Annotated in this window: 10 protein-coding genes; 2 read left to right on the plus strand and 8 right to left on the minus strand. The window is 39.5% G+C overall.

Translation table 11 applies throughout. The annotated features are described in order from the left end of the window. Window positions 1–186: 186 nt before the first annotated feature. Both AC2INI_RS16455 and AC2INI_RS16460 read left to right on the plus strand, forming a co-directional pair. Complete coding sequence (locus AC2INI_RS16455; protein WP_486306439.1) at window positions 187–1,812, plus strand: methyl-accepting chemotaxis protein; 1,626 nt, start codon at window positions 187–189, stop codon at window positions 1,810–1,812. A 535-nt stretch (window positions 1,813–2,347) separates the two neighbouring features. Further along, window positions 2,348–3,979, plus strand: a complete 1,632-nt coding sequence (locus AC2INI_RS16460; protein ID WP_486306440.1) for a methyl-accepting chemotaxis protein — start codon at window positions 2,348–2,350, stop codon at window positions 3,977–3,979. A 93-nt stretch (window positions 3,980–4,072) separates the two neighbouring features. Here the strand turns inward: AC2INI_RS16460 and AC2INI_RS16465 are convergent, their stop codons facing one another. The 8 genes from AC2INI_RS16465 to AC2INI_RS16500 all read right to left on the minus strand — a co-directional run bounded on the left by AC2INI_RS16465 (window position 4,073) and on the right by AC2INI_RS16500 (window position 14,368). Further along, window positions 4,073–5,008, minus strand: a complete 936-nt coding sequence (locus AC2INI_RS16465) for a LysR family transcriptional regulator (RefSeq protein ID WP_486306441.1) — start codon at window positions 5,006–5,008, stop codon at window positions 4,073–4,075. 63 nt (window positions 5,009–5,071) lie between these two features. After that, entirely contained in the window at window positions 5,072–6,910 is a 1,839-nt protein-coding gene (locus AC2INI_RS16470) for a glycoside hydrolase family 13 protein (RefSeq protein ID WP_486306442.1), read from the minus strand. An 89-nt stretch (window positions 6,911–6,999) separates the two neighbouring features. Then, window positions 7,000–8,973: an amylo-alpha-1,6-glucosidase gene (locus tag AC2INI_RS16475; protein WP_486305739.1), complete on the minus strand. Its 1,974-nt coding sequence runs from the start codon at window positions 8,971–8,973 to the stop codon at window positions 7,000–7,002. 85 nt (window positions 8,974–9,058) lie between these two features. After that, complete coding sequence (locus AC2INI_RS16480; protein WP_486305740.1) at window positions 9,059–9,682, minus strand: hypothetical protein; 624 nt, start codon at window positions 9,680–9,682, stop codon at window positions 9,059–9,061. A gap of 91 nt (window positions 9,683–9,773) precedes the next feature. Then, on the minus strand, window positions 9,774–10,910 hold the full coding sequence (locus AC2INI_RS16485; RefSeq protein WP_486305741.1) for an ABC transporter ATP-binding protein: 1,137 nt from the start codon (window positions 10,908–10,910) through the stop codon (window positions 9,774–9,776). After that, window positions 10,910–11,824 carry a sugar ABC transporter permease gene (locus AC2INI_RS16490; RefSeq protein WP_130046704.1) on the minus strand — a complete coding sequence of 305 codons (915 nt, stop codon included), beginning with the start codon at window positions 11,822–11,824 and terminating at the stop codon, window positions 10,910–10,912. The genes AC2INI_RS16485 and AC2INI_RS16490 overlap by 1 nt, the downstream gene beginning before the upstream one ends. Beyond that, window positions 11,824–13,122, minus strand: a complete 1,299-nt coding sequence (locus AC2INI_RS16495; RefSeq protein ID WP_486305742.1) for an ABC transporter permease subunit — start codon at window positions 13,120–13,122, stop codon at window positions 11,824–11,826. The genes AC2INI_RS16490 and AC2INI_RS16495 overlap by 1 nt, the downstream gene beginning before the upstream one ends. A gap of 112 nt (window positions 13,123–13,234) precedes the next feature. Further along, entirely contained in the window at window positions 13,235–14,368 is a 1,134-nt protein-coding gene (locus AC2INI_RS16500) for a sugar ABC transporter substrate-binding protein (protein ID WP_486305743.1), read from the minus strand. Between the last annotated feature and the right edge of the window lie 24 nt (window positions 14,369–14,392).

Consider the following 14,392-nt stretch of genomic DNA (forward strand, 5'->3'; position numbering starts at 1 on the left):
CCTTTTTTATTAACCTTTTACGGTTATTTTTAACGTATCGTGCGTTATAAATTGGTGTGGTTTTTGTAGCTTTTTACTTCATGTTTTTTGAGGTTTGGCCGATATAGGTTCAAATCGTTAAAAATGATTTCTATTATCGTAAATACTCATGGAGCGAGTTATTAATAATCAGTAAAGGTGTAAAACATGAGTTACAAAAATTTAGCAGTAAGAAAGAAAATTGCCGTTGTTTTTTCAGGCATTGGATTAGTGATGATCGCATTTGGCTTTTTCTTATTACAAGAATTAAACAAGGTAGAGGCAGAGGTGATTAACTTTACTGACTCTACTGTACCAAGCGTGTTATCTGTGGAAGACATATATTTTGAAATGAATGCGTATCGTCGAAATCAATATGCAGCTTTGACATATCAAGAAAAGGATTTACCTGGCTTAGTGTCGATTTTGTCTTCACAAAAAAACGATATCAAAGTTGACCTTGCAAAATACGAAGCGACAGTGGCAAGTGCTGATGAGCGTCGTGTATTTGATCGTGTTAATAATGGTTGGCAAGATTATTTACGCCTTTTAAGTGGTTTTACTCAAAAGATCAGTAATGGCGAAAAAACGTCAGCTCAAGCTGAATTGGTTGATTCATTCCGTCAATTTGAAGAAGTTGGTGCAGCAATGGATGCGTTAGTTGAGGCTAACCTTGGGTTTGTAGCAAACAACCGTACTTCAATTATGAGCAGTGTTAATAACGTAACAATGGCAACGAAAGTGTCATTTACTGCTTTAATTGCGTTCATGATTTTTATTACTTTCTTCTTAGCACGCCAAATCTGTCGCCCATTAAATTTAGTGGTAGAGCAGTCTAAAGCGATTGCGGCGGGTGATTTAACTTTCCGCCTTCAACGTGAAGAGATTGGTAATGATGAGCTAGGTGAACTGGCTGATACCAATATTGAAATGCAAAATCAATTACGTGAGCTTATTGAAGATACTATCTCTGCGGTAACGCAACTTTCTGCAGCAGTAGAAGAAATGAGTGCGATTTCAGAACAATCTGCGCGTGGTATGCAGCAGCAGCAATCTGACATTACAACGGTAGCCGCTGCAATGGAAGAAATGAAAGCAACGGTAGCAGAAGTAGCAAATAATACTGAGATGGCCTCTGCATCGGCTTTAGAAGCGTCAGAAGAAGCAAAACAAGGTAACCAAGACGTCCAGTCGAATATTGAACAAATTCAGGTTGTGTCTCGTGATATCGAACAAGCAGGTGAATTGGTTGAAGAGCTAGAACGTGAATCAAATAACATCAGCGTTGTGGTTGAAGTTATTCGTGGTATTGCTGATCAAACAAACTTATTAGCACTGAATGCAGCAATTGAAGCGGCGCGTGCTGGTGAGCAAGGTCGTGGTTTTGCGGTAGTTGCTGATGAAGTTCGCTCTCTTGCAGGTCGTACTCAATCATCAACAACAGAAATTGTTGAGATCATTGAGAAACTTCAAGCAAGTGCGACACATGCAAAAGCAGCAACCGATCAAAGTTGTTCTAAGATCCGTATTTGTGTAGAGCAAAGCGTTCAAACGGGTAATTCAATCCAAATGATTGAAGAAACCATGATGAAAGTAACAGATACGAGTATTCAAATTGCGAGTGCATGTAGCCAACAAGATTCAGTAACAGAAGAGCTTGGTCGTAACATTCAAAGCATGAGTTTATCAGCAAGTGAAGTGGCATTAGGGGCTGATCAAACAGCACAATCGAGTGTTGAATTAGCACAATTAGCAACGACGCTACAAACTTCTTTATCACGCTTTAAAGTGTAATAAAAACGACGTTAAACCAGTATTGGTATAAATAGAAAAGGAGATCACTAGATCTCCTTTTTTTATGTTGAAAGTGATCTTTTTTGGAATGAATGTCGCATTTAAATTTTAGCTGTAATGGAATATTGAATATATTAATGACTAAAACATCACTATTTTAAGAAAAAGGTAAAATTTATTTTACTGAATTATTGGTTTATTAATGAACTATTGGCGGTGTTATTTTGACTATTGAGCTAACTAGAAAGTAAATAGTCATGCTTTTCAAAGTAAAATGACCAATTAATTAACCTAATAAATTACTGGGCACTCATTTTGTCACATCTCTAATTTAGCAATGGTTTGCTTTCTTTTTTTTATTACAAATCATTGTTATTATTTACATTTTTTGAATTATAAAAGTGTGTGACTTTTATCTGTTTTTATTTTATTTTCTCGTCAATCTGTCGTTATAAGGTAAAAGAGTTAAGCAATTTTCTCTATAAAATAACACTCATGGATGAGTTATGAAGAACTATCTAAAGGTTGTCAAAACATGAGTTATAAAAATTTAGCAGTACGTAATAAGATTGCCGTTGTATTTTCGGCGATCAGTTTAGTGATGATAGCGTTTGCTGTTTTCCTATTACAAGAATTAAATAAAGTGGAATCAGAGGTTATTAACTTTACTGATTCGACAATACCAAGTGTAATCTCGGTTGAAAATTTATATTTTGAAATGTCAGTGCTACGTCGTAGTCAATACGCATCGCTAACGTATCCTGAATATAATGAAAGTTTAAAAGCATTATTTGGCCGTCAAGAAAAGACGAAGCAAGAAATTCAAATTATGCTTGATCGTTATGATGCGACAGTAGGTAGCGACGATGAGCGTCGAGTTTTTGATAATGTATTGAACTCTTGGAAGAGCTATTCAAATATTCTTTCAGGCTTTAATCAATCAGTAAAAGATCGAGATTTACGTAAAGCTCAACAAGTTTTATCGGGGTCATTAGATGCTTTTAATACTGTTGGTTCAGCAATGGATGCATTGATTGATATTAATCTAGGTTTTGTTGCTAATAACCGCACTAGAATTATGGGGAGTGTTGATAATGTAACAACAGCGACTCAAGTGTCGTTTACTGCATTAATTGCATTTATGATCTTTATTACGTTCTTCTTAGCTCGCCAAATTTGTCGCCCATTAAATTTAGTTGTAGAACAGTCTAAAGCGATTGCTGCTGGTGATTTAACATTCCGTCTTGAACGTAATGAAATTGGTAACGATGAGCTAGGTGAACTGGCTGATACTAATATTGAGATGCAAGATCAACTGCGCATTTTGATTGAAGATACGATTTCAGCGGTAACGCAACTTTCTGCAGCAGTAGAAGAAATGAGTGCAATCTCAGAGCAATCAGCTCGCGGTATGCAACAACAACAATCTGACATTACAACGGTAGCCGCTGCAATGGAAGAAATGAAAGCAACCGTAGCAGAAGTAGCAAATAACACTGAAACAGCGTCTACATCAGCTCTAGAAGCATCTGAAGAGGCTAAACAAGGCAACCAAGATGTTCAGTCGAATATTGAACAAATTCAAGTTGTGTCTCGTGATATTGAACAAGCAGGTGAGTTGGTTGAAGAGCTAGAGCGTGAATCAAACAACATCAGCGTTGTGGTTGAAGTGATTCGCGGTATTGCTGATCAAACAAACTTATTAGCACTGAATGCAGCAATTGAAGCGGCGCGTGCTGGTGAGCAAGGTCGTGGTTTTGCGGTAGTTGCGGATGAAGTTCGTTCTCTTGCGGGTCGTACTCAATCATCAACTAGCGAAATCGTTGAGATCATTGAAAAACTACAAGCAAGTGCAGCACATGCTAAAAATGCAACAGATCAAAGTTGTTCTAAGATCCGTGTTTGTGTAGAGCAAAGTGTTCAAACGGGTCAATCAATCCAAATGATTGAAGAAACCATGATGAAGGTGGCGGATACTGGTATTCAAATCGCGAGTGCGTGTAGCCAGCAAGATTCAGTAACAGAAGAACTTGGTCGCAACATTCAAAGCATGAGCTTATCAGCAAGTGAAGTCGCATTAGGTGCAGAGCAAACTGCACAATCAAGTGTTGAGCTAGCGCAGTTAGCAACCACACTGCAAATGTCTCTATCTCGCTTTAAAGTGTAAGCTGATTTAGCGTTTATCGTTGAAATCAAAAACTAAAATAAAAAAGGAGATCGTATGATCTCCTTTTTTGTATTTAAAGAATGAGGGTTAGACTTAAAACTCGCCATTGATTTGAGGGTTATTTTTAATTAATTCTTTAAATTGCTCTAACAGCTCAATGCTTTGTTTGTTCTGTAATTTATCTTTATGTAGGTAGGCGCCAATCGTTGCTTTACTAAAACACTCTTTCATTTGTAAAGGAACGAGATCAAACCCATCAAAATAATCTCTCATATTCATTGGATAAGGTAAAATCGCATCACTGTTTTGTAGTAAATCAATTGCAGTTAGTAGTGAATTCGTATTGTAGATAACCTTCTCTTGTAAATAGTGACGCTTTTGAAAGGTCGTTAACTCTTCACTCTGCTGCTGAACTAAATGCGTAAATCGTTTTTTTGCCGCTCCTAAATCAACCGATGGAAAGCGAGCAATATCTTCATTGCTACAGGTGATCTCTAGTAAAGGATGGCCTTTTCTTACATAGACTTCTTCACTGCATTGAAAAAGAGGATGAAACAGTATGTCTTCATATTGCGCTAAGCCTAATATCTCATGACCAACAAAAATACTGATTTCATCGCTTAATAGCAGATTCATTAATTGAAGGTGATTCCCTACATCAACAGATATATTACTATGAGGGTAAGCGTCTCTAAAATCTTGTACACAATCTCGAATAAATAGCTGCCACCACGCATCACCACAACCAATTTTGAGTTCGGTTTGATGTCTGAGTTTATTCTTCTCTAATTTATTGAGGGTGTTTTCATAGAGGTTTTGCATCATTTTTGCTTGTTCGTAAAGTAACTCACCACTGGAGGTTAGGGTGATCCCTTTTGAGTTACGATTAAACAATTTGCTGCCCAGCTTCTCTTCTAACTTCTGCATATTGTGGCTCAATGTCGGTTGACTTAAACAGAGGTTATTCGCGGCTTGGGTGACGTTTTGAGTTTTAGCTACTTGAATGAATTGAATCATTAATTTAAACATAATAGCTCTTTGCTTGAATAAGAAAGAGCTATTTTATGTGGCTTACTATTTGATATCTAGCGATTACTTCTTGTTTTGATACATGGCGAAGCTAAAGGGTGCCAATGTTAACGTCTCTTCTAATTTGCAAGCAGTATCATTATAAATATCAGTGACATTATGATTCGATAATACATCAGGTAAAGTAATATCAACCGTGTTGGCGCTGTTATTCATAACCACGGTAATGCACTCGTCTTTTATGACTTTTTGGTAGATAAGGCATTGTTTTTCATCATCACTCATTAACCAATTAATACGATGAGCTCGCAGTGCCGGGTGCTGCTTACGTAATTTGATGATCTGCATAATATGGTGTTTCATTTCCATATCATGTTTGCTCTCATCCCAAATCATGCATTTACGATTTAATGGATCGGCGCCGCCATCTAAGCCTATTTCACTGCCATAATAAATACACGGTGTACCACTGTGGGTAAATTGGAATAAATAGGCCAGTTTCACTTTCTCTTTATTGCCATCACAACGGTGAAGAATACGAGCCGTATCATGGCTATCTAGCAAGGAAAATGCCACTTCATTAACCGCAATCGGGTAGCTTGTATTGACATCATTTACCGCATATTTGAACTGATTTGCATTGAGGTTGCCGTGAGCAAAAAATCCTATCATTGCATCGGATAATGGGTAATTCATTACGGCATCAAATTGATCTCCAGCAAGCCAGTTCATCGAGTCATGCCATGCTTCACCCAAAATATAGATCTCAGGTTTGATTGCTTTTAACTCATCACGGAAGCGTCGCCAGAAGCGTTGATCAACTTCGTTGGCGACATCTAAACGCCACGCATCGATATTGAAATTACGCACCCAGTAGCGACCAACTTCAAGTAAGTATTCCATCACTTCTGGATTTTCGGTATTTAACTTTGGCATGTTTTGCGCAAAGGCAAAGGCGCGATAGTTGAGATACTCTTTGCTGTGCTGATCTTTTTTAGACTCGTCTATCAGTGGGAATTGCTCAACATAGAACCAATCAATGTATTTTGAGTCTTTGCCGTGTTTGATGACATCTTGCCATTGAAGAGAATCGGCACCAATATGATTGAATACGGCATCTAACATGACTTTCATGCCACGTTTATGAGCTTCTATAATTAGCGTTCTTACCGTGTCCTCGTCACCAAAAGCAGGGTCAACTTTTAGATAATCAACGGTATCGTATTTGTGATTGGTCTTACCTTGAGTAATAGGGGTGAAATATAAACCAGTAATACCAAGAGCTTGCAAGTAATCCAGATGGTCAATGACACCTTGTAAATCACCACCAAAGAAGCTGTTGGTTTTCGGATCTTCAGAGCCCCAAGGAAGTGCATTGCTTGGTGAGATTGACGGATCACCATTGGCAAAACGCTCAGGAAATATTTGATACCAAACTGTCTCTTTTACCCACTGTGGCGGGCTAAATACATCAATAGGGTTCATGTATGGGAAGCAGTAAAAATTGAGTAATTGGCTTAATACTGGGTCTGCATCATCGGTGATAGTGAAAATTTGTTTTTCAGTAACGAGCAGTGTTTCTTCTTCTTTGCCTTCAAGAATAAAAGCATAACGAGCACGGAAAAATCGTGGCTGTGCTTCGCAGAACCAGTAATCAAACAATTCTGTTTCACACTCTTTTTCCATGACAAAGTTTTCACCGCCACTCCAACCCATGGCATCTTCTGCATTTAGGTTGCCGCCACCGCCACCCGATGTCCAATCGTATGGATCACCAATTCTTAGCGTGGCGTTATCGACTTCGCCTTTTGCTGTGCGAATGCGTAAATGAAGCGTCTCTTTATCATAAGTATAAGAATAACTTGAGTGAGATCTATGATAGATCGCTGCTTTTGTAATCATGATTAATACCGTTTAGTGAAAGTACCAACCCGAATAACTATCTGACGTAATAGTTACTCAGGTTGGTATAATTATTTAAATATGAAATTCTATTTTTGGTGCGTTTGTTCGTAATATTTCACGACGCGTAATACTTCACTGACGCTCCACGCTTGAGCAAAACAACCACGAGATTGATTTGGTGCGTAACCATCATAGATTTCAGCCAATTGACCAATACAACCTTCATATAGGCCATCTTGGTTATGCTCAATAAACTGTTCAACAATATGAAGTAAGTCTTTATCTTGTGGGAAATGACGTAAGATCCCCATTAAGAATTGACCAATCATAAAGCCCCAAACCGTACCCTGGTGGTAGGCCATGTCTCGATCAAAATGCGAGCCTGTACATACTGCTTTAAATTCAGGATCACTCATTGCTAGCGAGCGTAAACCCAAGGGTGAATACAACTCTTTATAAATAGTAAGAATGACCGAACGTGCTCTTTCTTGACTTAATATTGGGAAAGGAAGGCCAACGGCATAAGCTTGATTTGGGCGAATTTGTTGGTTTACTTCCCCTTCTTTAATCCAATCATTTAAGTACCCTGCATCATTGTAAAACTCATCGTTAAAGGTGGTTTTTACTTGCTCTACCAGTGCTGGTAATTCCGGCATTGGCTTATTCAGTTTTTGATTAAAGAAATCAAAAATAGAGAGGGCATTAAACCAAAGGGCGTTAATTTCTACTGCACAACCGTGTCTTGGAGTTGGTACGATATCGCCGTAACGAATGTCCATCCAAGTAAGTTGATCAAAACCGCTGCCGCCGCTGATCAAACCATTATCAAGCATCTTAATCTCAAAGTCAGTACCGTTACGGTAATGCTGATAAATGTTAGTCATGCACTCGTATGCTTCATCACGGATAAACTCTAGATCGCCACTTGCTTGGTAATATTCATACAAGCTAACAATGAAGAGTAGCGATGCATCAATGGTGTTATACATTGGCTCAACCCCAGCTTCAGGGAAAAGATTTGGCAGTACACCACGGCGTTCGTAACGGATAAAGGTACGGAAGATCTGTCTTGCGTCTTCAAATTGATTGGTTGATAAATTACAGCCCCATAACGCAATCATGGTATCTCGGCCCCAATCGGCAAAGAATGGGTAGCCCGCAATGATGGATTTGGATTCTGTTGAGTCACGATCTACGACAAACTGCTCACTGGCACGAACCAATTGTTTTCCAAATAGGCTCTTTAGATTAGCGTGTTTGATGTACTCTTGTTGGCGCTTAATTTCTGCGTTGATCATGTCATCGACTGATTGCATCTCTAGAGACATGGCGCGTTTTTCTTCTGCTTCAAAAATAATATAAAACTGTTCACTTGTTTCAGTACCAACAAAAGCGATGGTATGAAGTGCCATTTGAGCATCTGTCGCAGGGCGACCATCACGAGCATCATAAGAGAAGTAAAGACCAGACTCATAGCGAGGGGTCTCCAATCTAGAATCAGCACCATTGTGGCGATAAGTTAGTTTCTGACCATTACTGGTGATTTTCCCATCTTGGTGTGTAAATTCTTGCTGTCTTGACAGGTTCAGTCCTTTTGCACAGAAGTGGTATTTTGGCGTTACATTTAATGTGAATGCTTGTTTTAACGGATTAAATATTTGATATTTTACGGCAAGGCGATTTACCCCTTGAGCCATTACAATCGTTTTGGTGATTTCAATACCACGGATACGATACGTAAACTCTGGAAGATGAGTTTGAGTAAAATTATCAAACAGTAGGGTTGAATCTACAGTGTCATACGGATTTACATTCGCTTGAGAAGAAAGCGGATGGGAGTCTCCGCTTGGTAAGGTTATACGGTCATCTAAGTGGCGAACAAAATTAAAGCGATTGTTTGGTGCGACAAGGCTTGCCATAAACAACGCATGATCACTTCGACTGCAAGAGCCTGCAAGGGTAAGAGAAGAATAACCGCCTAATCCATTCGTTAATAGGTAGTTTGATTCTTCAAGGCGATCCATATCGCGAAAATTTGCTTTAGAAAGAGAGATTTTCATGTGAACCTTACAATTAAATATCAAATGTTATCCCGTGCTTACTTTATTCACGTTGTAGGTGTTAAATAAACAAGGGAGTTTATAGTTAGCTTTTAATTTCGTTATAAACGAGTAACAGTTTTTGCACTTCACCTTGGGTGTACGCGAGATCTTGGCTCTCTTCGTATCCCCACAGCGACGTAATTTGGACGTCATCTTTAGTCGGTGTTACTTTGAATGCGGCAATGCGTTCTTGCTCATTATCAGAAATGAAAAACAGATAAGGCTGAGGCTGTGTAAGCAGTGCGTTGTATTGAGAAGGCGTGGTATATACGGCATTTACGGCTTTGACGTTTTGAGTGCCATAAAAGCGCTGGGCTTCGGCCAATACAGGTAATGCCATTTCTTGCAGTTGTTCGTAACTGCTCTCTACATGAAACGAGCCACAATCACTTGGGATCTGATCACGCAGTGCTTTGTATTGAGTATTAATGGTTTCTAGCGGCAGGGTTAAATAGTCATTTTCAAACTGTTGTGCAGAAGCAAATAGCTCATCATTATTCACACATTGTTTAAAATTTTGCTGCTGCTCAGTAAAGGTTGAGTAGTCAAATGATGGCTTAGGAAGGCTACTGTAAGCAATGATAAAGCCGGTAATGAAAATCACGACAGCGACAGCAATATGAAGCATATAGTCGTGAATGCGTTGAAGTTGGCCGCGAAAATTCAAAATGTGACTCCTTTCTTTTCGGTATAAGTATGCTCTATAAGGCATGGCTTATTGCCCTCAATGGGATGAGGGCAATAAAGGTGGCTGTGTTCTATTTTTTAAATTCAGCCGATTTGATTGAATACTTGATGGACTCTTCCGTCTTAGTATCAAAGAAATGTAGCTTGGTGTTATCGATAACTAAGGTGATTTTCTCGTCGATATCAACGTCTGGTTCGCCAGTGCCCAATGTGCCTACAAACATGTTCATTGGTGCGGCATTAAAGAACACGTTGATTGCATCACCTAAGTATTCGCTGTTAAGTGCGGTGACTTCAAAACAACAGTTAGGGAATGCATCGCGGTATTTCTTGCCCGAACGAATGGCACTAGAGCGCGCACCTAACGTGACAGACTTTCCGTTGTAACCGGAGTTATTTAAGATCTGTTGATCACTTTCATTCAGCGTAATAGTGAAAGAAGGACACATGAATTGACCGCCTTCGTAGGTACCCTCAATCAAGTTCATTGATGGCATACCCATGAAAGTGGCTACAAAACAGTTTTTAGGATTAGTAAATAGCTCTTTTGGAGAACCAATTTGTTGAACTTCACCCATCGACATTAATACAATACGGTCTGCCATGGTCATTGCTTCAACTTGGTCATGGGTTACGTAAATTGTGATAGCGCCTTTGTCTCTGTGCATGCGAGAGATTTCAGTACGGGTTGTGGTACGTAGTTTTGCATCCAAGTTACTTAATGGCTCATCCATTAGATACAATTTAGGTGTACGAACCATGGCACGGCCTAAAGCCACACGTTGACGTTGGCCACCAGATAGCTCTTTAGGTTTACGCTCAAGATATTCCGTTAAGAATAGGTCTTCTGAGATGTTATCAACTGAGCTTTTAATGTCATCACTTGGGTAATTACGTAACTTTAAGCCATAGCCAATGTTGTCACGAACTGACATGTGCGGATACAGCGCATAACTTTGGAATACCATCGCAATATCACGATCTTTTGAGCTAACATCGTTTACCACTTCACCATCGATGATGAATTCGCCATCAGTAATATCTTCTAAGCCTGCAATCATGCGTAGCGTGGTGGATTTACCACAGCCCGATGGGCCGACAAGAACAATGAATTCACCTTCTTCAATATCGAGATTGAAATCACGTACCGAGCAGGTATCAGAATTAGGGTATTTTTTATTGATGTTTCTTAATGAAATTTTGCTCATTAGCCTTTTACTCCACCAGACGTTAAGCCGCCCACGATATAATCTTGAAATTTATAGAAAACGATAACAGGCGGAATTGCTGCTAAGACCGCGCCTGCTGCGAATACGTTGTAGCTTGATTCTTTGATGTTATTGATAAGACCCATAAGGCCAACTGCCAGCGTTTTTGCTTCTGAATCCATACTTGCAATCAGGAACTTAGGCATGATGATGTCGCCAATTGGACCTAAGAAACAGAAGATAGCGATAACCATGATCATCGGCTTAACTAATGGCAGCAGTATTTCTTTGAAGATCTGCATTTGAGTTGCACCATCAATTTTGGCTGATTCATCTAATGCACGAGGAATCGAATCGTAATAGCCTTTCATTAAAATCGTATTCATTGTGATGCCACCTGTGGTGTAGATGAGGATCATAAAGATATACGTATAAAGTGTGGCGTTGGCAGAGCTGTAAATACCGATAGAGTTCGCAATCGCATACAGAGCAATTAAGCCACTGCCTGATGGGATGATTTGAATGATCAATAATGACATTAATGCACTCTTACGAGATTGGTAACGATAACGAGAGTAAACAAACCCCGAAATTGTCACGATAAACGTAGAAAGGATCATAGTGATTATCGACACTAAGAAGGTATTTCGGTACCAGCTTAAATAAGGCGTATCATTAAAAAGTTGAACAAAGTTCTCCGTTAAACTGAAATTTTCAGGGAAGAACGACGTAGAGTACAGTGAGTTACTTACGTTAAACGCACTCATTAATGTCACTAATATCGGGTATAGAATGATCACTGACATTGAAATTAGAAACGCGTAACTAAAGATAACGCCCATGTTTTTAGTGATAACGTGACGGTTTAAACGTTTCTTTTTAATTTGGCGTTCTAAAGGAATTGCTCTGTCCATTACATAACTTCCTCATTTTTAAAGGCACCCGCTTTTAGCCATGAATACAAGACCACGGCACCAACAACAGTACTGGTGATTAAGGTGTATACCGCCGCTTCGTTGTATTTCGCATCCATCATTAATCGGAAGCCTAGAGATGAAATCGTATCGAGCGGTTTGTAGATAGACCCTACGGTTTGAACCGTTGCTTCACCCAACATGTATACGATGGTGACGTTGTTAAAGTTGAAGGTAAATTGGGTAATAAATACCGGAGCAACACTGATCAATATCAGGGGTAAAGTGATGTCGAAGAAGTTTGTCCATGCGTTGCCACCATCAATTGCACTGGCTTCATATAAGTCATCAGGAATGGTTTGTAATACACCCGTTACCAAGATAAATACGTAAGGGAAGCCTAACCACGCTTGAATTAAGATGATGGTGATTTTGGCGTAATCTGCATTTAGGAAGAAGCCAATTGCTGTGCTTACGTCGTATTCGTTACCAGTGAAGAATGGGATAACCATGGTGTTCATGCCACCAACTTTTGAGAAGAACAGTTGGAAAACAAGAATGGTTAAGAAAGCAGGAACAGCCCAAGGTAAGATGTACACAGTTCGGAAGAACTTCTTCCCTCTGATGTGTTTATTGTTTGCTACAACGGCAAGGACTGTACCTAGAACAATAGTCAAGGCAGAAGCACAGAAGGTCCAAGTTAGTGTCCATGACAAAGTTTCTTGGAATGCGGCAGCAGTACGTTCGTTCGTGAACAAACGTTCAAAGTTAGTGAAGCCTTTCCATTCAATTAGAAATGCAGGTGGTAAAACAGGGCGTTTGAAGTTAGTAAAAGCAACAACGATAGAAACAATCGCTGGTAATAAAGCAAACACAAACAGCAAGATGAATTTAGGTGCGGTAATTAGATTAGGAACGATTTCGTGTGATAATCCGCGTACTTTTTCAGTAAAGGTAATCGCAAAACCAGATTCATCTATTTGTCGTTTTACGTCTTTTGCATCGCGAGCAAAGGCGTAGTGCAATGCGAAAAAGACTAAGATCATCATTGCGCCAACGGTTGAACCCACCATGATAAGAAAAGAATCATCTACAAAGCGCTCTGCACCAATAGTGATTTTTCCATTCGGTTGTTCGACGGCCAATAGACGGAAATTAGGAAGGGTAAATTGAATAAAAACCAATATCTCTAAAGCCAATATAGAGAATCCAAATAGAGTCTCTCGCATTCGACGCAGTAGAAGGTGTCCACTGCCAGGAATCAGCATAGAGAGCCAGAATACAAACTGTTGACTCATGTAAATAACCTACTTATTTATTAGTGTTGTGTAGATATGTCATGTCTTTGTATTGCACGATGCTGAGTGGTTCAGCATCGTGCAGATAGAGTGAAAATCGAATGGGTGTGGGTTACATGTCTTCGATATCAATTTCGATAGTATCAACGGCTGCATCTAGTACCGCTTTTACATCTTGACCTTGTGCGATTTGAGCAAGACCCGTTTTCATTGGTCCCCAAACCTTCATGAACTCTGGGATACTTGGCATAGGTTGGCCGATATTGGTCGCATCAAAGATAGCTTTATGTAGAGAGCCTTCTTTGTAATTGACAGCTAGGCTAGGTGATACTTCACGTGTGTCTGCATACCATTTGTTTGCGTTTTCAGGAGTCGCTAGGAATTTAATAAACTCACGAGCACCTTCTTGATTATCACTGTAACCATTTACGGTCATCCCTTTTGTGCCTGTTAGGGCTTTATATGGATGACTGCCATCCCAACTTGGAATTGGTGCTGCACCAACATTAATGCCTGTTTTTTCAATATCAGCAATTGCCCATGGGCCGTTGATAATGGCTTTTAGTTTTCCTTCCATGAAGTATTTCATCATGATGTCATAAGCAACGGTATCATCTTGCATTAGGGTCCAGTGACTCACGCCACTTTTATATAGCTCTTGAGCAGCTAAACCCGCTTTGATTGCGTCAGGTGTATTTAAACCAATATCTTCTGGATTATTGTTTTTGAAGATATAACCACCGTTAGACATAAATAGACCGCCAGTGAAGTAAAAATCGGTAAATTTAGCAGCCCACTCTGACGGCGGGATTTCTTTCAGTGTTTTTGGTGCTTCTTTTATCATGTCTTTGTTATATAGAAATAGGGTTGTATCTGTAGACATTGGAAGCATGTAGGTTTGGCTGTTATAGGTTGATGCGTTGGTTGCTGCATCGGTATAACCGTTAACGGTGAAATTGGTTGGGGCAATTAAATGTTGATCCGCTAATTCACCGATTCGGTCATTTGGGATCATGAAAATATCAGCAATGTTGCCTTTTTGAGTTGGCAGTGCAGCCAGTAAATCAAACATACTTGTTGCAGTTACTTCTACTTTAAAATCTTTGCCTTGGTTGAACTGTTCAGCCAGTTCGGTGAAGTAAGGTACGTAGCTTTTTTCTACACCGATAACAATGTTTTCTGCTGCCATTGCGGTATTGCTTAATAGTAGGGCGGCTGAAACGGCAAGCGATATTTTCTTAATCATTTTATTGCTCCTGAAAAGGGATAG

It is taken from the genome of Aliivibrio friggae, assembly GCF_057368515.1.

Bases quoted from the DNA above. Each gene is read 5' to 3' on its own strand.
- AC2INI_RS16475 (WP_486305739.1), bottom strand. From the start codon at position 8,973: ATGAAAATCTCTCTTTCTAAAGCAAATTTTCGCGATATGGATCGCCTT.
- AC2INI_RS16485 (WP_486305741.1), bottom strand. From the start codon at position 10,910: ATGAGCAAAATTTCATTAAGAAACATCAATAAAAAATACCCTAATTCT.
- AC2INI_RS16495 (WP_486305742.1), bottom strand. From the start codon at position 13,122: ATGAGTCAACAGTTTGTATTCTGGCTCTCTATGCTGATTCCTGGCAGT.
- AC2INI_RS16465 (WP_486306441.1), bottom strand. From the start codon at position 5,008: ATGTTTAAATTAATGATTCAATTCATTCAAGTAGCTAAAACTCAAAAC.
- AC2INI_RS16470 (WP_486306442.1), bottom strand. From the start codon at position 6,910: ATGATTACAAAAGCAGCGATCTATCATAGATCTCACTCAAGTTATTCT.
- AC2INI_RS16460 (WP_486306440.1), top strand. From the start codon at position 2,348: ATGAGTTATAAAAATTTAGCAGTACGTAATAAGATTGCCGTTGTATTT.
- AC2INI_RS16490 (WP_130046704.1), bottom strand. From the start codon at position 11,824: ATGGACAGAGCAATTCCTTTAGAACGCCAAATTAAAAAGAAACGTTTA.
- AC2INI_RS16500 (WP_486305743.1), bottom strand. From the start codon at position 14,368: ATGATTAAGAAAATATCGCTTGCCGTTTCAGCCGCCCTACTATTAAGC.
- AC2INI_RS16455 (WP_486306439.1), top strand. From the start codon at position 187: ATGAGTTACAAAAATTTAGCAGTAAGAAAGAAAATTGCCGTTGTTTTT.